The sequence below is a fragment of the Labilibacter marinus genome (assembly GCF_001659685.2).
Taxonomy (GTDB): Bacteria; Bacteroidota; Bacteroidia; order Bacteroidales; family Marinilabiliaceae; genus Saccharicrinis; species Saccharicrinis marinus.
Window position 1 is genome coordinate 14,228 of sequence record NZ_LXYE02000067.1, and the last position, 20,173, is coordinate 34,400.

A 20,173-nucleotide genomic window follows, 5' to 3' on the forward strand; every position below is an offset into this window, starting at 1 on the left:
TGTGATTATATTTACAGCCTTTCAATCTTACTTCCCCTACAACTAATCAATTCTATTTTAATTAAAATATCTGCATGGATGAGAAGTTGTTTTAGATTAGTTAGCTTATTTTTATTGATAATACTATTGGTTAATTGTGATGATAAAATTGCAAAAGCTCATAAAGTTAATATTCAGGTACAGTATAATAACAACATAACAGGTTCTGGGCTAGAAATGCTAAACGTTAATGCTGTAGGAGTCGACAATAAAATAAACAAAACGAATAGTACCGATGAAAGTGGAACTACTACTTTTAAACTTCCATCAGGTCTTTATAATTTTTCAGTAAGCTTTGTTAAAAACGGATATAACTACAATGGATATATCGAAAACCAAGTAGTTAAAGAAGATGGCGATTCATTTACCATTGATTTAACCGAAAGCCTCCAACAAGGACTTGTTTTTAAGGAAATATACTATTCAGGATCAAGAACACCAGAAGGAAAAACTTACACTTCAGATCAGTTTTTAGAAATATACAATAATACAGATGAAGTTATTTATCTGGATGGATTAACTATCGGATCTCTGCAGCAGGCTGCTTCAAATGAAAACGACTGGATTAATAGCGCAAACAAAATTTTAAATAGAATTGCTTTACAGTGGCATGTAATGTATATCTTAGGCTCCGGTTACGATGTTTCATTACAACCATTTACCAGCGTAGTAATTGCTGTGGATGGCATCAACCACAAATCCGATCCAAATGGCAATCCCAATAGCCCTGTAGATTTAGGTAATGCAAATTGGGAGGCATATTGTGGTGATTTTAATGGAGGTAAAGACCTCGATGCGGTAGGTGTGCCAAATTTAGAACTTTTATTTTCAACCAGACACTCTGCGAACGACTGGACAATTTCCCCAAATGGGAATAATTCAATTATCATGTTTAAGCTTCCTCAAATAAGTGATTATCCTACTTGGGGAGAAAACCCAAACAACCGCAGTACAGAACCTGGAAGTTCCAGTTCAACTGAATTTCTTATGATCCCCAAAGAGTATGTTATTGATGCAGTTGAATTAGTGAGGCCTGATGATGGTAAGCAACATAAAAGCCTGCACAATGATATAGATGCTGGTAAAGTATGGTGTACTTCCTCTTTTAGCGGTAAAAGTATTCGCCGAAAGGTAAAAGAAATAGTGGATGGAAACGTTATATATCAAGATACGAATAACTCAAGCAATGACTTTTTGAGCGATCAGGATCCTACTCCCGGTATTCATCCTACAAGTGTAGATTAGCAAAATATAGTATATTTAGCACATGCTAAACTCATGTACCAAGCTAACATCAAGAATAGTCATAATTACATTATGCTTTACACTGCAATGCATTGGTTTTTATACCAATGCACAAAGTAAGGATACTTTAAAACATTATACCTCTTTAAACTATTCTATTGAGTATGCAGATATATGGCTGCAAAGTAATCAGCCTGCTGCAATAAGCTATCAACCTTTTAATAAGCTAGCTACCATCAATGCCGGTTTTCTGCAAGCAGATAATTTATTCAAAAGTGTTTTTCATCCAACATCGCAAACGCAATATAATTTAAGCAGCTCAGGTTACACAAAACTCAACCAGCTGAATTTATGGGGAAAAGCGCAGTATAAAAACACCAAACAGTCTGAACAAAAATGGAATAACACTACATTTATTTCAGAAGCTAATCCTTTTATTCATGGTGATTCAATTGGAGGTGACTACCAGCAAGATTTTTATTTATTAGAAGCCAGAATGGCTTACAGATCTGCCAGTAAGAAATATGATTGGGGATTAGGTTTAAATTATACAGTCAGCGATAAAACTAACCAATCTGACCCTCGCCCGCTGATTAAATCATTGCGGTTTAAATTAGAACCAGGGTTAATTATTCATCAACAGAAGTGGGATTATGGCATTAGCCTTAAATACGAAAGGTTAAGCGAAACAACAGAAACAACACGAAATGATAAATCTGAAAATCATGCTTTGTTTCGCTTCATTGGAATGGGATTACATAAAAAAGAAACTCTTGGCACAGGCTACCCCGAAGATATAATGACCTATAATGGTTATAAAAAAGGCATTTCAATTCAATCTAAATACAAAGGCTTAGATTTTGAAAATTTAAGCATAGCTAGTTATGAAAAAACTTACGAAAGGGCTGCACAAGGATCTGTTGGACAACTTTTAACCGGAGACTATCACAATCACAAATACAACTTCACCAATATTCTTTTAATTAAAAAAGAGCAATTAATACATAATATTAAGCTAAACATTAGTCACAATCATATAAAAGGAATCTGGTTTTATCAAAAGGAAATTCCCCAATCACAATCATACAACTTCGAAATATATGATAAAGCGGTAAGACACAAGAGAAAAATCACGCAAATAGAATCTTCATACGATTTTATAATCGAAGAAAACAACCTACCTCATTTACAGGTGGAATCAGGCATTAAATTAACCTTCGACAAAACCGAGGTATTCCCAGAAAGCTATTATAACCAAGTCAACAATATACAGTTTAGCTCCAACATCAATAAGTACTTGTATTTTGGTGGCATAAACCTGAAAATGAATTTAGCAGCTACATACCGCTTCAACTTAAGCAAGAGAATCTATATTGAAGATATTGAGCTAAAAGAACAAATTACTTACCCAGAATACTATTATAGTAGCGCTGATTTCCTTCAATTTAAGATTGGAATTACTACAGATTTGCTATGCCTGGCTGCGGACAAATATATGCCTTATGCAAGCCTATACACTCAGCAACTATTTGTTACAGAAAATTCTAATAACCACAACCATAATTACTCCATTGGTATTGGTATTCTTTTTTAAAGTGGCATTTTTTTTCAATTTTCAGTCCGAAACACTCCTGTTTAAGTTCATTCGAATATTTTTCCATTTCATTTAAATAAGCCAAAGACTGCTTTAGGTCATATAATATATTTGTGGTCAATACTGAAATATAAAACCTAAAATAGATAAAAATGAAAAGTCAGAATTTATGGCTAACAACCATAAGCTTGTTAGTTATATTGTTTTCATCGTGTGCCGGCAAGGATACACAAGCTAATCAAGAGGAAGCTAGGTATGTTAAATCAGCTTCAGTTTTACCTGCCAACGATAACAACACCGTTATTTTAAATGGTGTTGTTAAAGAATTACGCCAAGTAACTTTATCGTTTAAAGTTGGTGGCCCAGTTCAAACATTATTAGTTGATGCTGGTGATTATGTGAACAAGGGAGAAATTATTGCTCAAATCGACAAACGCGATTATCGCATCCAAGTGCAAGCCACCAAGGCGCAATACACGCAAGCTAAAGCTGAATACGAGCGATACCAAGAGCTTTACCAAAGAAAGAAACTTCCTGAAAATACTTTAGATAAATTAAAGGCTGGTTATCTTATGGCTAAAAGTCAGTACGAGGCTGCTGAAAATGCATTAATTGACACCGACTTAAAAGCTCCTTTTTCGGGATATATCGACAAAAAACTAATTGAAAACTTTGAAACAGTAGGCCCTGGTGTTCCTATCGTTAAACTTTTAGATTTCACCGATTTAGAAGTTGCTGTTAGTATTCCTGAAGGACAGATAAACCAAATGGAAATAGTAAAAGAAATTACTTGCGATATTCGTAATGCTAACCAATTCAATATTCCAGCTACAGTAAAATCGTTGAGCAAAAAATCGGGCAGTGATAGAATGTTTGAGGCTAAGCTATTACTAAAATCCAATGATTTAAAAAGCAATATTAAACCAGGCATGGTAGCCAAAGTAAAAGTTACTAAAAAACAGCAGAATGGCGATGGCCTTTTAGTTCCTGTTGAGTCTGTATTCTCCAAGAATCAGGAAAAGTATGTGTGGGTAATTCAGGCCAACAATATGCAGGTGAAAAAGCAACCTGTATCTGTATTAAAAGTGCATGGCAACGGATTAATTGAAATTAATTCGAACCTTAAAGCTGGAGATAAGATAGTAACCGCTGGTGTTCATACTTTAATTGAAGGACAAAAAGTAAAAGTTCTTCCAAAAAAGTCAGCAACTAATATCGGAGGTTTACTATGAGCAAAGGAACAATAGAAAAGGTACTGAACCAAAAGGCGTTTATCACCTCTATTTTGGTGGCAGTATTTTTGGGCGGAATACTTGCTTTTCAAGGCCTAGGGAAATTAGAGGATCCTGAGATTCCTATTAAATCGGCAGTTATCATTACTCCATATGCTGGAGCTTCTGCTTCCGAAGTAGAACTAGAAGTAACTGATGTACTTGAAAAAGCAGTTCAAAAACTAGAAAATATTGAATTCATAGAATCTCGATCTACGGATGGCATGTCGGAAATTACGGTTAATGTTGAACCGAGGGTAATAACCGCTAAAATGCCTCAAATGTACGATCATTTGCGCAGAAAAATTAATGATGCAAAACGTGATTTACCTGCAGGTGCTGATCCCATTGTTTTAGATGATTTTGGCGATGTATACGGTATATTCATTTCGGTAAGTGCCGATGGTTATTCGTACAGAGAACTAAACGATTACGTAGAGTACATTAAGCGTGAATTATTACTTGTTGAAAATATTCGACGCATAGAGATATTTGGACAGCAAATAGAAACGGTTGACATCAAGTTTTCTACCGAGAAATTTGCACAACTAGGTCTTAACCCGATGTTAATCGTTCAGGCTATTAACGATCAGGCTTCTATTGTTAACCCAGGCAATGTTGTGGTGGGTTCCGAAAGAATTAGGTTGAGTCTTGGTGCCAAGTTCAAAAGCATAGACGATATCAATAACTTGCTTGTTCAGGTTCCTGGAGGAGGATCTTTTTTATTGGGTGAGATTGCTACGGTTGAAAGAAGTTTTTATACCCCTAAAAGAAATGACTTTAAATACAACGGAAAAAAAGCGATGTCGTTGGCCATTTCCATGGAAAGTAAAGTCAATGTAATAAAGGTTGGAGAGGTTTTCGATGCCAAGGTGGCTGAACTTCAAAAAAACTTACCTGTTGGAATTGAAATCAACAAAGTTTTCTTTCAACCGGACAGAGTAGATCAATCCATTAGAGGATTTATGATCAACCTAATTGAGTCAGTACTGATTGTTATTGTGGTGTTATTATTTGCCATGGGAATGCGCTCAGGACTGCTTATTTCAAGTGGATTGGTATTTACCATATTGGCGACTTTTATTGTGATGCAGGCAGCAGGAATAGAGCTACAGCGTGTATCCCTTGCAGCCATTATTGTGGCCATGGGTATGTTAGTAGATAACTCTATTGTTGTGGCAGATGGTATTCTGATCGACCTTAAAAAGGGAATGGATAGAAAGAAGGCCTTTATTAATACGGCACAAAAAACATCCATGCCACTTTTAGGAGCCACTATAGTAGCTATATTAGCATTTATGCCTTTAGGGTTTTCTCCGGGTCAAGCTGGTGAATTTTTAAAATCCTTGTTTTACGTTTTGGCTATTTCTTTATTCCTAAGCTGGATATTTGCGATGATACAAACGCCATTTATGGCCAACTGGTTTTATCGTGGCAAAGTAGCTAAAGCTAGTGATAACAATGATATGTACGACAATAGTTTATATCGTTGGTTTAAAAAAGTACTACAAGGTATGTTATGGCATAAAACAGTATTTATCATTGCCACTACCATTGTACTTTTTACTTCAATCTGGTCATTTAAATTTGTTAAACAAGAGTTTTTTCCTGCCCTGGATTATCCGCAGTATGTAATTGAATATTGGTTACCACAAGGAAGCGATATTTATCAGGTTGAAAAAGATTTAGATAAAGCACAGCAAGATTTAAAAGATTGGGATGGCGTTGAAAACATCACCACTTCTTTGGGACAAACACCGGCTCGTTACACCTTGCTTCGACCAATGACTACCATCAACAGTAACTATGGTGAGTTAATTATTGATGCTGTTGATTTTGAAGCTGCACAAAGAACAGCTGTTGAGTTGGTTGATTACATGCACAAGGAATACCCTCAGGCATTTGTTCGAGCTAGAACTTACAGCCCTATTTTTACTGAGTATTTAATTGAGGCTAAGTTTACCGGTCCCGATCCGGCTGTATTAAGAGACCTTTCTGTGCAAGCGGAAGAAATAATGAGAGGAAGTGAGTTTTGTGAGATTGCAACTAATAACTGGAAAAACCAATCCAAAGTATTAACTCCAGAATATTCCGTGGACCAAGCTCGCCTTCAAGGTATCAGCCGAAGCAATGTGGCCAATTCGTTAGCCATTGCATCAAACGGAATGCCTGTTGGAGCCATTCATCAAGGAGTAGATGTATTACCTGTCATCCTAAAAATGAATGAACCTGTAGGCAGTCGTGTTGAAAACATAGAATCGGTTCCTGTTTGGAGTAATTCAATGTCTAGCGTTCCTTTGGCTCAAGTCATCGATTCGGTAACCGTAAGTTGGGAAAACAAACAAATCAGGAGATACAATGGATTAAGAGCTATTAAATCACAATCTAATCCAAAGTTAGGCATTACTGCTCCTGAGTTATGGAACGATATTCATGCACAGGTAGAAGCTATAAAGTTACCGCATGGTTATGAGCTAGAATGGCTGGGAGAACATAAAGATAGTAAAGAAGCTAACGCCGACTTATTCGCTTTACTTCCGCTTGCTTTAGGTATTATGTTGCTCATTGTCATTCTACTTTTCAACAACTTAAAACAACCTATGATTGTAATGGGTGTAGTACCTATGGCTTTGGTTGGTGTTGCATTAGGCCACCATATTATGCAGGCCACTTTCGGGTTTATTGGAATTATTGGTACCCTAGGATTAATTGGTATGATGATTAAAAACGCCATTGTTTTACTGGACGAAATCAACGACCAAATAGCCAGTGGTGTAGATCAGTTAAACGCTATCATTAACGCAGCTATTTCTCGTATGCGTCCTGTTATGATGGCTTCTTTAACTACCATATTAGGAATGGTTCCATTACTTTTTGATGTCATGTTTAAAGGGATGGCGGTTGCTGTAATGTTTGGTTTATTGATAGGATCTATAGTTACACTAGTTGTAGTTCCTGTAATGTATGCTATTCTTTACAAGGTTAACACCAAAGTTTTACACGATTAACTGGCATAGCCAAAGCAAATTACAAAACGGATGAAATATAATATTAAAACCATATTGATATGTTGTGGATGGATAGTTTCAGTACTATCCATTCAGGCACAACAAAAGTCTTTAAATCTGGAAGAGACTCGAAGTTTGGCATTGGAGTTTAACAAAACACTAAAGGTGTCAGCTTTACAAAAGGTGCAAGCAGAAGCTAAAAAGAAGGAGGCTTTTACCAATTATTTGCCTGAGCTTAGTGCAACAGGTTCAGCAATGATGTATCCAGGAACGGATAATACAACTATTCCAGCAATGACATTGCCATCTGCAGCGGATCCTTCAACTCCAAGTGATGCTCTTTTCCCAGGTTTGACGATTGAAACAGAGAATCTTTCGATTTTAAATGGTGGAGTAAACTTAAGTCAACCTATTTATGCTGGCGGACAAATACGCATTGCTAATAAAATGGCCAATACGGGTGTTGAAATTAGCGAGCAGGCTTATCAATTAAAAGAGGCCGAAGTTATTTTAAACACAGATCAAGCCTATTGGAGGTTAGCCGCCATGCGCGAAACGGTAACCTTAGCCGAGAATTATGTATTAATGCTAGATAGTCTAGAGCAGCAATTAAAGGATATGTATGAACTTAGTTTAGTTCCTAAAAGTGAGCAACTAAAAGTGACCGTACAAAAAAATGATGCCGAATTAAATCTGCTTAAAGCTAAAAATGGATATAAAATTGTTCAGATGAACCTTTGCCAAATTATTGGCTTGCCACTCAACACCGAGATAACGGTAACCGAAACGGTAAAACTTAATCCTACCCTACCAGAAATGACTGGTAGCATGGACAAAGCCTTAAGTAGTCGTCAAGAACTTAAGATACTAAATAGCCAAGCTGAAATTTCTACCTATAATAAAAAGTTAGTGAATGCTGAATTTCTACCTCAACTAGGAGCTCAAGTAGGGTATCAACATTATAAAATTAATGATTTAATTGACCAAGGAAATCTCTCAGTAGCTGCATCTTTATCTATTCCTATTTTTCATTGGAACGAGAAGAAACATAAAAAATCAGCTGCTCAGGCACAAATAGATCAGGCTTATTTAAACCTTAACGACACTCAGGAGTTAGTTCAGTTAGAGGTACAGCAAGTGATGATTCAATTGCAAGAAGGTTACGAATCAATATTATGGGCACAAAAAAACAAAGCGGAAGCGCAGGAAAGCTTAGATGAAACACAAGCCAGTTATGATGTGGGTTTAAACACCACCACAGACTTGCTTAATGCAAAGGCAGCTTGGCAAAATGCTTATGCCAAAGAAATAGAAACCCTCGCTAATTTTGAGGTTTTAAAAACCAAATATCAAAAAGCTTTAGGAGTATTGTAGTTATGTGTTTAAAACTCTGGCTTTGATGGTTTTTATTCAACATTTTAGCTTTATTGGAGCCGGAGTTTTCATTAAGATAAAAGGTTGCCTGCGAGCAACATACAAAGGTATGTTGTCTAATAGGTTTTATAATGCAGTGTAATTAGTCTTTTCATAATGATTGAAAATCGCAGGTAATCTTTATTTTTAAAATCTGATTAATGAGGAAGTTGAGAAACATAGACGATAAATGTAAACATTGGAGAAAACTGCATACAAACAGCAGTTTTGTAAGCCTGAGAAGAAGATTATTATTCGTTCTTTTTATGGCTACCTCATTCTTTTACATTGTACACGAGCTAATAATGAATGGGGAAGCAGTGCATTGGACTGGCTATGTATTTACCCTTTGTGTTTTCTTCTTATTTTCCGAAGCTATTATATTATTCGACCGACTTATTGCTAAAAGGTTCCCTTGGCACGAAGCCGTTAAAAAACGTACCTTATTACTCCTTGGTTTTGCCATTGTTTGGATGGTAATTATGGAATACACAGTAGTACATTTAGAGCCTATCTTTGTTAAGCAAGTCATCATGGATCCTCAAAAGCATAGGTTATCCATAGCATATGGGATGTTATACTTAATCATTTATGTGGTACTCATTATAGCACATAACTTTCATAAAAGTCTGGAGTTTTTTATGATTGAAAATGAAAAGCTCAAACAAGACAAAATATTAACCGATTATAAAGCATTACAAGACCAAGTAAATCCACATTTTTTATTCAATAACCTGAGTACGCTTATTGCCATTATCAGAACGGATAAAAACAAGGCCATTGACTTTGCAGAAAATTTTACTGATGTGTACAGATACCTGCTCATTGGAGAAGGTCAGGCTGCCATATCGTTGAAAGATGAGCTTAAGTTTTTGGAGGCATATACAACCTTACATAAAGCGCGAATTGGAGACGGGTTAAGCATTGAAGTTAATGTACCTGAGGAAATCCAAAACAAAAGAGTTCCTCACCTAAGTTTACAAGTATTAGTTGAGAATGCCATTAAACACAACATTACTTCGCGTACTAAACCTTTGGCTATACACATTGGCATTAATCAAGACAAGCTATTTGTAGCCAACAACAAGCAAATCAAAGAATCTACTTACTCAACAAAAACGGGATTATCGAACTTAAGTAAACGACTAAAAATACTTACTGACGAGGAGTTGAAAATTGTAGAAGATGAAGAAACCTTTAGGGTAGAAATTCCTATTATTGATTAACCTTTAAATTAAATAAGATGGCTTTTAATGTAATTATTGTTGAAGATGAGATATTAAGTGCTCAGATGCTGGAAGGAATGATTCAAGAGCTCCGTCCTGATTGGGTTATTAAGGGAACTTTTGACAGCATAACCGAAACGGTAGAGTGGCTGCAAAACAACGAACATCCTAATTTAATATTTCTGGATATTCAGCTTTCTGATGGTTTAAGCTTTTCTATTTTTGAAAAGGTAAAAGTAGAAAGTGGTATTATTTTCACCACCGCCTACGATGAGTATGCTGTTAAAGCTTTTAAGCTAAATAGCATCGATTATATATTAAAACCTATCAAGGAGGAATCTTTACTTTCTGCCATTGAAAAGATGGAGAAAATTACCGAGCTGTTTGAAAACGAAAGTAGTACAGATATAAACTATGCCGAATTGGTTAAGGGCATTAAAGAAGGTGGAAGCACTTATCGCAAACGTTTTTTAGTTTCTAAACGAGATGCTTACTTCGCTATTCCTGTAGAGGATGTGGCCTATATCTTCTTTGAATCAAAAATGACTTATGCAGTTACCTTCGACAAGAAACAGCACATCATTAACTTTACACTGGACAAATTGGAAGAGGAGCTTGACCCAGCTCAATTTATTAGAGCAAACAGGCAGGCTATTGTAAACCTAAAGGCCATTCACTCCTTAGAAAACTATTTTGGCGGAAAACTAATTGTTAAGCTTCTTCCTCAGTTTGACGAGAAATTTGTGATTAGCAGAGCTAAAGCTACTGTATTTAAAGAGTGGTTAGACAGTTAAAAAACGCGTTCTTTCTTTTGCTGTTGTACAAAACTTGATAATTCAGCAACTACCTTTCTGTTGTTACCTACAAAAATTCTATCGTCTAGAATAAAAATAGGGCGCTTTAAAAATGTGTATTCTTCTAAAATAAGTTCGCGCATCTTTTCCTCACTTAAGTCCTCGTTATGCAGACTTAACTCACGATACTTGCGTGCTTGCTTATTAAAAACACTTTGGTAATTACCCGTAAATCGATAAACAAAATCTAATTGCTCAGGACTTATTGGCGAAGTTTTTAAATCTTGCTGAATAAATTCCTCACCCGGTTCTATTTCACGAATTATTCTTCTACAGGTTGAACATGTGGATAAATAATATAATTTCTTCATGGTTGTTGTACTATAACCTTTATTAATTGCTCTTTTCTTTTTCTTTGTGTCTGTAAAGGTTGTGTAGATCTTCTAACTTAAAACAACTATTTCAAATATAGAAGTACAAAACTAATCATTATTAGCAGTGTCTGTTAAAATATAAGACTAAGCCAATCTATAATTTTATTAACACAAGGTATTCAAGGATTAATAATACTGCCGCCTCTAGAATACACCCAACAATCATAAATTAATTCAAACAAGATGGTAATACTTGTATCGAAAGAAATATAGTGTAACTTGCATTATCATAAGAAATTTATAAAAATTACTCAATGGCAAATCTTAGAGAATTAAAGAAAGATATCAACTATTTGGCTTCGGAAATAGTAACGCAAGGTTATTTGAAATTAGCTTTAATGGAAACGGTTAAAGAAGAGGCTTTAACACCCATTTTAGTTGAGGCAGTTGAAATGAGAAATGAGTTTATCGCCAGAGCAAATCATCCAGATGGCAAAAACAACAGAAAATTAGTGAAAGCTTATTACAAAAAGCTTCGTGCTGATTTAATGGCAAAATCTCTAGAACTTCTAGAAAAACTGCAATCTCTGAAATAAACACATAACATAAGCCTTTCTGATTTTTTAGAAAGGTTTATTTTTTTAATCAAAATCAATGGTTAATTGCACAGGCTGACTGTTGGTTTCCTCTCCTTCTAGATTAGAAATACTCAATCCCATCAACCGTACTTTTTTATCAAACTTAACTTCTTGCATCAGCTGTTTAGCAATGGATGCTATTTCATCTTTCAACGTTAACTTATTCAGTAATGTTTTACTATGTGTTTGCTGAATGAAATCGCTAAACTTAACTTTCAATGTCAAGGTTCTTCCATAAATATCGCGCCTAGCAGAACGATTCCATAATCCATCAATCAGTACATTTAACTGCTCCAATCTTTCCTCATCTGTATTTAAGTCCTCGTAAAAAGTATTTTCAATACCTACAGATTTTCGCGTACGGTTGGGTCGCACAGGTCTGTCATCTACTCCTCTGGATATAGAATAGAAGAAATTCCCAACTTTACCAAAGCTGCGCACCAAGCCATTTAAACTCCATGCCTGCAAATCTTTGCCCGTATAAATACCCAGCTTATTCATTTTCTCGGCAGTCTTCTTCCCTACCCCGAAAAACTCTTTAATCGGCAGCTTTTCAATAAATGGAACAACCTCGTTGGGTTTAATCACAAATACACCATCTGGTTTATTCTGATCGGATGCTATCTTTGCCACAAACTTATTTACACTAATACCTGCCGAAGCTGTCAGCTGCGTTTCCTCCTTTATTCTTTGTCTTATTTCTTGCGCAATAAGTGTGGCCGATCGAAGGTTCTTTTTGTTGGTAGTCACATCTAAAAAAGCCTCATCAATACTCAAGGGTTCCACCAAATCGGTATAATCATGCAGTATATCCATCACCTGCTTCGAAACTGCTTTATACACATCAAAGCGATGATTCTGAAAAATGAGCTGAGGGCACTTTTTAAGAGCTGTTTGCGAAGGCATGGCAGAACGTACTCCAAATTTACGGGCCTCATAACTAGCCGCAGCAATAACTCCTCGTAAGGAAGGACTTCCTACCACAATAGCTTTGCCTTTTAACTCAGGAAAATCACGCTGCTCCACCGAAGCAAAAAAAGCATCCATATCAATATGAATAATCTTTCTTACCTTATTCTCCTCCTGCTGTATGTTTTCCTCCTGATTCATGAATGCGGTAAAATTAGCTTTTTATTTATCAAGACTGACCATAGTACAGTTTCAATTTTATACATTCGCATTTCAATTAATTTTATGAGTAAGGCAGAAATTAAAATTTCGAAAGACGGGTCGCATACTTTATTTGTGCCTGAGTTAAACGAGCACTACCACTCCACCAATGGTGCTATTCAGGAATCGCTACATGTATTTATTGAGGCGGGTTTAAAACATCTAAATCTGGATAAAATAAATATTTTGGAATTTGGATTTGGAACAGGGCTTAACGCCTTTTTAACCGCTATCCATAAAGGAGATAAAGAAATCCATTACCATTCGATGGAGAAATATCCCATTGAATCATCCACCATAAAGGAGCTAAACTACGGCGATATTGTCGACCCAAATAAAAAAGAACTATTTCAGCAATTACATCAGGTTAGCTGGGAAGAGGAACATAAACTAGAATATAATTTCTCGCTCAAAAAGCAACAATGTGATTTTAAAGATGTAGTGCTTGAACCTAAATACAACCTCATTTATTTTGATGCCTTTGCTCCGGAAATACAACCGAAACTCTGGTCGAAAGAAATATTCGAGAAAGCATACAAGTCTCTAGTCTCTGGAGGTGTGTTAACCACCTATTGTGCCAAAGGTGTAGTGCGCAGAACCATGCAAGAAGTAGGTTTTACAGTTGAACGCTTGCAAGGCCCTCCTGGAAAAAGGCAAATAATGAGAGCAATTAAGCAGTAGATAGTAATCAGTAGGCAGTTTGCTTTACATAGCATAAAGTAGAAAGTAGATAATCTGCAATAAAGATTGTTTAATTATCTCTATGCTGTTTTTTCAATTGATAAAACTAGCTTGGTATTTTCAAGAACAGCTCCAATAATTGCATCTCCAACCTTAATATTTTCAAAGTCTTTTATATTGGAAGTTATAGCGTATTCCCCAAACGATAAAATACAGCTATCGGAACTTCCAGAAGCTCTGTAATCACCCGTAGAGAATGTACCAACCTTACTCACAGACTTGGCCGAAATAATCGCACGAATAAGGTGAATCTTATTACTCTTTAAAGCTTTCTTAACAAACCTGACCTTAAATAAATACAGTAATCGGGAAAAACCTATCAATACTAATGGTATAAGCCAATGACCAAAATAACGTGTAAAAAATATTGTATTTTTAAAAGGGAAGTAATAAGCCAGTAGCAACAATATAGCCACCAATATAATCGCAACAAACTGCATTAACATTGAATCATAATGAGATTGCTTTATACACAAAAGCTTATGCCTTTCATTTTCGGTTAATGATCTCTCCGTTTCTTTTAACTGCATTTACTAGAACCTACAATTTAAACTATTCTTCTTTTATGACTGTGGACTGCATACTGTACACTGCCAACTATTGACTCTTGACTAAAGGCTGTTGACCAGAGACTGCCAACTACTTCTTCACCCAGCCTGGTAACTCTTTATCAAAGTAATATTCTTTAATATTTACATTATGCTTGTAAATATCTCTGGCTTCTTTACCGTATTCTTTTAGTCGAGCATGTACTTTGGCATCCATAAAAAGAGCCTCGTTTTCAAAAGCCGTTACAGGAAGCACCATAAATTCCTTTTTACCATTAATGGTTGGCGTATGTACCCAAGTAAGATAATACCCAGCATCCGAAACTTCCGTTTGATCGCCTACTTTAGAAAGTTCCAAACGAACAATGACTCCTCCATCGCGAGGGGCAGTGCGTTGGTTAGAAATAAAATTACCCAAAGAATACACCACAAAATGATCCTCTTCGTATTTAATGGGTTGCAATACATGTGGATGAGAACCAATCACTACATCAACACCATTATCTTTAAATAATTGGTTAAACTTTTGTTGCGCTGCATTGGGTAGTGTTTGATATTCCAGTCCCCAGTGTACAAAAGCAATAATCTTATCTGGATTTAATTCTTTGGCTTTTTTAATGTCACTTACAATAAGCTCCTCATCTAAAAAGTTAACCACATTAGGCTTTGTTACAGCAATTCCATTAGTTCCGTAAGTATAATTAATAACGGCTATTTTAATGCCATTTTTACGCAACAACATAGGATTATGCTTAACCCTATCTGCTTCATTTTTATAGGTGCCTGTTCGCGGAATTTCAAGACTATCCAGTACATCAATTGTTCGCTCTAAGCCTTGTTTTCTTCTATCAACACAATGATTATTGGCAGTAACCATAGCATTTACACCAGCATCTTTCATGGCAATGGCTAGTTGATCGGGCGAACTAAACTGAGGATATCCTTTAAATGGAGGGCCTGCTAAAGTTACTTCTAAGTTGGCAATGGCAAAATCAGCATCCTCAAAAATATTACTGACATATTTAAAACATCCATCATAATTATACTTTTGGGTTTGCTCGTTATAAGCACTTTTAATTTGGGTACCATGCCCCATTACATCACCAATAAATACCAATGATACCGAAGTTGTATCCTGAGCAGAAAGCAAAGTACTAATGGTTATAAATAATAAAAAGATAGTTTGTTTAAGACATCTCATATGATACTGCGTTTTAGAATTGCAAATATAAGCTTTTAAGCGTTACATCGTAAGCTGCGTTTTGTTTAAAAAGATATGTAGTTTAGGTAAATAAACACTAAATTGCGCGGCTAATTATTTTAGTATCGAAAAGTCTTGAATTTATATTCTGGGGTTAGCTTAATGGCCTCGTCATATAACAGTATGTAGAAGAAAATAGTACGCGATGATATTTGAGAGAACCTTTGACATTTTACACCACCAAACACAAACTAACCCTCAAAATATAATGCTTTGTTCCAAAAGCAATGGTCACTGGAAAAAAATCAGTGCTCAGCAATACCACGATAATGCTGAACAGTTTGCATTGGGACTTTTAAGCATGGGGTTTAAACCCGGTGATAAAATTGCTACCATTTCTAACAACCGACCAGAGTGGAATTTTGTGGATATGGGTATGTCGATGGTTGGTGTGATTCATGTACCTGTTTATCCTACTATTAGCGAAGAGGAGTTTGAACATATTTTCAGACATTCGGGTGCTAAGATGGTGATTGTATCGGATGTTGCACTATATGATAAGATTAAACCCATTACAGAAAAGATTGAAGCGCTTTCTCATCTTCTTACATTTAACGAGATTGAAGGTGCTAAAAATTGGAGTATAGTACTTGAAAAAGGTACAGAACAAAAAGACGAATTCGAAACTCTTTATAAAGAGACTAAGGATAAAATCGCTTCTGAAGATATTGCTTCAATTATATATACCTCTGGCACAACAGGACTACCTAAGGGCGTGATGCTAACGCATGGTAACTTTATGAACAACGTGGCTGGTGTTTGGGACTCTTTTGAACTGAACCCTGAAACCAGAGCCTTGAGTTTTTTACCTCTTTGCCACGTGTTTGAACGAATGGTAAACTATCTATTTCAGGCCAAAGGAGTTGCCGTATACTATGCAGAAAACCTAGGAACATTAGCGGTTGACATGGCTGCTATTAAAGCCAATGTATTTGTTACTGTACCGCGTGTTATAGAGCGCATTTATGATAAGATTGTATCAAAAGGAGAAGATTTAAGTGGCATCAAAAAAGTTATATTCTTTTGGGCCATGCGCTTGGGCGAAAGATATAGTAAAGCTAACAACAACAATATTTTTTATCACTGGAAGTTAAGGATTGCCCGTAAGCTGGTTTTTAGTAAATGGCAACAGACTTTTGGTGGAGAACTAAAGTATGTGATATCAGGGGGAGCAGCACTTCAGCAGCGATTAAGCAGACTATTTTTTGCGGCTAACATCCCACTGATGGAAGGTTATGGACTAACAGAAACTGCACCTGTTATTGCGGTGAATCATTTAAGCGAACCGGGTAATATTATGATTGGAACGGTTGGTCCTGTAATTAAAGGGGTTGAAGTTAAAATTGACCAAGATGGGGAAATACTAACCAAAGGTCCTTGTGTGATGAAGGGGTATTACAATGCCCCTGATTTAACTGCCGAAGTGATTGACGAACAGGGTTGGTTTCATACGGGAGATATTGGTCAATTAATTGAAGATAAATTCTTAAAAATTACCGACCGCAAAAAAGAAATGTTTAAAACTTCGAGCGGGAAGTACATTGCACCGCAAGCCATCGAAAACTTATTAAAAGAGTCTATATTTATTGAACAAGCCATGGTAGTTGGCGAAAGTGAAAAGTTTGCCAGCGCATTAATTTCTCCAAACTTTGATCACTTGCATATGTGGGCACACGACCATAAAATACATTACAGAGATAATAAGGAGTTGATTAAAAACCCGGTTATCCTGAAAAACTTTCAAAAGGAAGTGAGTAAAGCTAACAAGCAACTGGGGCAGCATGAGCAAATTAAACGCTTTAGAGTGGTTCGGGAGCCATGGACTTCGGCCAATGGTTGTTTATCGGCTACCTTAAAGCTTAAGCGTAGAGTACTGTATAATCAATATGCCGATTTATTACGTAAGATATATGCCTACGAAGCTGATCAGGAAAATAAAGGTTCTATCAGTTTTGATGGGGAATAGATGATTGGTAGAGTAGTCATTAGAAGACTGCTCATTGGTTGTTAGGACTATGCAACAGTAGACAAGCTCCCCTCCTTATAAAGTATGAGTGGGGAGGTGGTTTTTACTTATCGTATTTCTCCTATCATCCAAATCTCTCCTTACTTCTTCCAGTGCGAATCTATATACTCATAACTCTCGCGCATGCTTAGTGGTTGCGAGGATGCTGAAGTACGAATGTAAAATTCTTCTTTATCGCCTTTACCAATAAACGCAGGTTTATCTCCTTTTTCTATGTTCACAATACAAACATCCTTATCGTTTATCGATATGATATTGATATTTAAAAAGCTATGAATTCGTTTACCTAAGTGCTGATTGATTAGATTGGTTAAGCCAAGTAAAAAGCCATCTCTACTCTTTTTGCTATAGCTATTGTAATCATTCTCCAAACCTAAGGTGTTACCATCGTCATCTACCCCTATAAAAAGCATTCCTCCTTCGGTATTTAAAAAAGCCGAAATGGTTTTAATAATTACCATTTCCAATGCCTTATTAGGCTTCTCTTGGCGGTAATCCCATCGCATCGACGACTTAAACTCTATCAAGTCATTTTCTCCTTTATCTAAAATTACTTGCCAATCAGTACCTGCCTCAAATTCCATCAATTTTTTATTGCGTTTCTTCTGCTTTTTCATGTACATCCAAAACATAAAAAGACTAAATACCAGGCAAATAAAAACAAATAAGGCCACCCAATACATGCTCCTACTTTCTTTGTAAAGCTTGTATTTTTTAGCCATAGCAATTAATTCTTCGGTACTAATTTTACTAGAACCCGACATAATATTCAACAATACTTCTTGATTGCCTTTTTTTACTGCCGGACGTAATTGCGAAGTAAATAAAGTTGCAAATTCATAATACCCATCTGGGGTATCAAATCCTTTATAGGTTCCTAAAGTATTTGGAATATCATACACAAAACCATCGCATTGTTTTAGGTGAGCCTCTTCTCGAACCAACGAAAATGAATCCACTTTTTTAATCTTTAAGTTAGGATACCTTTTGCCCAGTTCTTTGATGGCCGTGCTTTTATCTAAAACCGTAATCTCTGCTGTAAGATTTGTTGATACTTCAAATTCCTCTTTTAAAAACACCACCGAACGCAAACGTAAAATAGGGTCAGAGAATTCAATAATATCAGTCCGATCCTCCGTGTAATACAATCCAGCAATGGCATCTACCTCACCTTGAAGTAATAAATCACCTATATTATTTACATCAGAAGGAACAAACTCAACATCAATACCCGACTTCTCACTCCATAATTTCCACCAGTCTATGGCAATTCCGCTGGCCTCGCCTTGATCGTTAATTGCAGTATAGGGGTAATAATCGTGTAAACAAGCTATTTTATAGGTTTTACCTTCTAGCTTAGATGAATATATAAAGATGCTTAAAAGACTTAGAAGTATGCTTAAAGATAATTTTCTCATGTGTTCATGTTTTATGTCCGAAAGATAGAAAAAGTAATGGAAAGCACGGAGTTTATAACAAAATGCTCACCAATAATTCATCTTTTCTTTATCATCTTTTAATAGGATAAACAAAGAATCCCATCAAACCCTGAGCTAGTGTGATGGGATGTGATGGTTTATACTATAGTATGGTGCTTTCATTGATAATGTAAGTCTGTAGGTATTTCTTTACGATATAGACATAATCAAATAAACTGAAGAGATGAATTCAATTGAAAGAGTATCGGCCATTTTAAACCATCAGGAAGCAGACCGAGTTCCTGTGTATCCTTTAATAAATGGTGTAAACCGAAAATTTACCAATAGTAGTTATAAAACCTGGGCAACCGATGCCGATGTATGTGCGGATAGTTACTTAAAAGCAACCGACGAACTAGACTTAGATGTAATTTGCACCTTGATTGATTTATCTGTTGAGGCATCTGATTTTGGTCAAGAAATTATATATCCAGAGAATGAGGCTGCCCACCCCAACTTTAAGAATCACTTATTAAAGAGTTCTGAGGAATATAACAAAGTAAAATATGTAAATCCTTTAGAAGCACCTCGCATGAAAATGCACATTGATTTGTGTGATAAAATTATGAAAGCCAAAGGCAAGGAGAAACCTGTTGTTGCATTTGTTTTTGGACCTCTGGGTATATTAAGTATGCTTCGCGGCCAGGTAGATTTATTTACGGATATATACATGGTTCCTGAGGATATAAAAACGGCCGTGGAAGAAATTAATAAAACGCTATACGAATATTGCGATGCTCTTATTGAAACAGGCGTTCATGCAATTATGTTTGATACCTTGTTTGCTTCTCAATCCATCATGAGTCCTGAAATGTGGATGGAGTTTGAAGGTGTATTTATGAAACCTTTAGCAGACTACGTTAGATCGAAGGGTTGTATGGTAATGATTCATAATTGTGGGCACGGCATTTATTTTAAAGAGCAAATAGAAGCCATGAAACCTGTTGCTATTTCGTTTTTACACGTTCCTGCATGTTGTTCTTCTTTTAAAGAAACAAAAGAAAAATATGGCAAAGACATTACTTTAATAGGCTGCATTCCGCCAACCGACTTACCCAGAAACACTAAAGAAGAGGTTGAAAATGTTTGTAAAGAACAAATAGATTTATTTGCCAAAGATGGAGGATTTATTTTAGCTACTGGCTGCGAATATCCCGCAAATCTAGAGTTTGACCATGCCAAGACTATTGTAAATATGGCCAAGACCTATGGACAGTATAACTAACAAGCTAACTTTATAATACACCACCCCTATAGATTCTAAGATGATTTATAGGGGGAGTTTTTATAGTATGATACAGTAAACCTAGATTTCTTTCTATAAGACTCTTTAATCTTACTTGATGA

16 protein-coding genes are annotated in these 20,173 nt (G+C 36.0%); 11 read left to right on the forward strand and 5 right to left on the reverse strand.

The genetic code is table 11. The features are described from left to right. The first annotated feature begins 78 nt into the window (after positions 1-78). The 7 genes from A8L32_RS22815 to A8L32_RS22845 all read left to right on the forward strand — a co-directional run bounded on the left by A8L32_RS22815 (position 79) and on the right by A8L32_RS22845 (position 10,590). Positions 79-1,284 carry a DUF4876 domain-containing protein gene (locus A8L32_RS22815; protein WP_075591626.1) on the forward strand — a complete coding sequence of 402 codons (1,206 nt, stop codon included), beginning with the start codon at positions 79-81 and terminating at the stop codon, positions 1,282-1,284. Positions 1,285-1,306: 22 nt separating this feature from the next. Then, complete coding sequence (locus tag A8L32_RS22820; protein ID WP_075591627.1) at positions 1,307-2,878, forward strand: DUF6850 family outer membrane beta-barrel protein; 1,572 nt, start codon at positions 1,307-1,309, stop codon at positions 2,876-2,878. 152 nt (positions 2,879-3,030) lie between these two features. Next, positions 3,031-4,110, forward strand: a complete 1,080-nt coding sequence (locus tag A8L32_RS22825) for an efflux RND transporter periplasmic adaptor subunit (RefSeq protein ID WP_075591628.1) — start codon at positions 3,031-3,033, stop codon at positions 4,108-4,110. Then, entirely contained in the window at positions 4,107-7,157 is a 3,051-nt protein-coding gene (locus A8L32_RS22830; protein ID WP_075591629.1) for an efflux RND transporter permease subunit, read from the forward strand. The genes A8L32_RS22825 and A8L32_RS22830 overlap by 4 nt, the downstream gene beginning before the upstream one ends. 30 nt (positions 7,158-7,187) lie before the next feature. Next, positions 7,188-8,531, forward strand: coding sequence for a TolC family protein (locus tag A8L32_RS22835; protein WP_075591630.1), 1,344 nt, complete (start codon positions 7,188-7,190; stop codon positions 8,529-8,531). A 200-nt stretch (positions 8,532-8,731) separates the two neighbouring features. Continuing rightward, a complete protein-coding gene (locus A8L32_RS22840) occupies positions 8,732-9,796 on the forward strand; it encodes a sensor histidine kinase (RefSeq protein WP_083631476.1) in 1,065 nt (354 codons plus the stop codon). Between the two features lie 17 nt (positions 9,797-9,813). Next, on the forward strand, positions 9,814-10,590 hold the full coding sequence (locus A8L32_RS22845; protein ID WP_075591631.1) for a LytR/AlgR family response regulator transcription factor: 777 nt from the start codon (positions 9,814-9,816) through the stop codon (positions 10,588-10,590). Here the strand turns inward: A8L32_RS22845 and A8L32_RS22850 are convergent. After that, positions 10,587-10,961 (reverse strand): arsenate reductase family protein, encoded by a 375-nt coding sequence (locus tag A8L32_RS22850; protein ID WP_075591632.1) that lies wholly within the window; start codon positions 10,959-10,961, stop codon positions 10,587-10,589. The genes A8L32_RS22845 and A8L32_RS22850 overlap by 4 nt on opposite strands. A 317-nt stretch (positions 10,962-11,278) precedes the next feature. On the opposite strand from A8L32_RS22850, the gene A8L32_RS22855 reads away from it, so the two are divergent. Continuing rightward, on the forward strand, positions 11,279-11,560 hold the full coding sequence (locus tag A8L32_RS22855) for a hypothetical protein (protein ID WP_075591633.1): 282 nt from the start codon (positions 11,279-11,281) through the stop codon (positions 11,558-11,560). A gap of 45 nt (positions 11,561-11,605) precedes the next feature. Here A8L32_RS22855 and dinB read toward each other — a convergent pair whose 3' ends face one another. Continuing rightward, positions 11,606-12,712, reverse strand: coding sequence for a DNA polymerase IV (dinB, locus tag A8L32_RS22860; RefSeq protein WP_075591634.1), 1,107 nt, complete (start codon positions 12,710-12,712; stop codon positions 11,606-11,608). 84 nt (positions 12,713-12,796) lie between these two features. On the opposite strand from dinB, the gene mnmD reads away from it, so the two are divergent. Next, on the forward strand, positions 12,797-13,453 hold the full coding sequence (mnmD, locus tag A8L32_RS22865) for a tRNA (5-methylaminomethyl-2-thiouridine)(34)-methyltransferase MnmD (RefSeq protein ID WP_075591635.1): 657 nt from the start codon (positions 12,797-12,799) through the stop codon (positions 13,451-13,453). Between the two features lie 80 nt (positions 13,454-13,533). Here mnmD and A8L32_RS22870 read toward each other — a convergent pair whose 3' ends face one another. Together A8L32_RS22870 and A8L32_RS22875 are read right to left on the reverse strand one after the other, a co-directional pair. Beyond that, positions 13,534-14,043: a hypothetical protein gene (locus A8L32_RS22870; protein ID WP_075591636.1), complete on the reverse strand. Its 510-nt coding sequence runs from the start codon at positions 14,041-14,043 to the stop codon at positions 13,534-13,536. 109 nt (positions 14,044-14,152) lie between these two features. Next, positions 14,153-15,262, reverse strand: coding sequence for a CapA family protein (locus tag A8L32_RS22875; protein ID WP_075591637.1), 1,110 nt, complete (start codon positions 15,260-15,262; stop codon positions 14,153-14,155). A 205-nt stretch (positions 15,263-15,467) separates the two neighbouring features. Here A8L32_RS22875 and A8L32_RS22880 point away from each other — a divergent pair, with 205 nt between their 5' ends. Then, positions 15,468-17,288, forward strand: a complete 1,821-nt coding sequence (locus A8L32_RS22880; protein WP_075591638.1) for an AMP-dependent synthetase/ligase — start codon at positions 15,468-15,470, stop codon at positions 17,286-17,288. A 140-nt stretch (positions 17,289-17,428) separates the two neighbouring features. Here A8L32_RS22880 and A8L32_RS22885 read toward each other — a convergent pair whose 3' ends face one another. Beyond that, positions 17,429-18,766 (reverse strand): RNA-binding domain-containing protein, encoded by a 1,338-nt coding sequence (locus A8L32_RS22885; RefSeq protein ID WP_075591639.1) that lies wholly within the window; start codon positions 18,764-18,766, stop codon positions 17,429-17,431. Between the two features lie 244 nt (positions 18,767-19,010). On the opposite strand from A8L32_RS22885, the gene A8L32_RS22890 reads away from it, so the two are divergent. Then, positions 19,011-20,051: a uroporphyrinogen decarboxylase family protein gene (locus tag A8L32_RS22890; protein ID WP_075591640.1), complete on the forward strand. Its 1,041-nt coding sequence runs from the start codon at positions 19,011-19,013 to the stop codon at positions 20,049-20,051. The last annotated feature ends 122 nt before the right edge of the window (positions 20,052-20,173 follow it).